Source organism: Mesorhizobium sp. M8A.F.Ca.ET.208.01.1.1 (assembly GCF_004791315.1).
GTDB lineage: Bacteria > Pseudomonadota > Alphaproteobacteria > Rhizobiales > Rhizobiaceae > Mesorhizobium.
Window position 1 is genome coordinate 1 of sequence record NZ_SRUT01000307.1, and the last position, 301, is coordinate 301.

The window sequence follows — 301 nt, forward strand, 5'->3', positions numbered from 1 at the left end:
CTCTGCCGGGCCCGTTTTGAAATCTTCTCGCTCATTTAATTCTATAAAATCGGTAGGCTTAATGAATAAACGCCGCGAGGAGAACCGAGATGACGAAGAAGCTGGTGGTGGGGATATCCGGCAACCTGACCCGTCCGTCGAAGACCAAGGCATTCATCAGCCACATTGCTGGCGAAGTCGCCGGCCGGATCGGCGCTGCCGCGCGCCCGGCGGCGCTTGCGCCGCCGGCGCAGCGCGAGTGCGATGAGGGCAACGGCGCCGGCCACGACGAGGGCGGAGATGAACAGGACGAGGGCGTCAG

Annotated in this window: 1 pseudogene; it reads left to right on the forward strand. The window is 62.5% G+C overall.

Features of this window, described 5'->3' with window-relative positions:
- Window positions 1–89: 89 nt before the first annotated feature.
- Window positions 90–301, forward strand: a pseudogene (locus EN851_RS36675) (hypothetical protein); the annotation flags it as partial.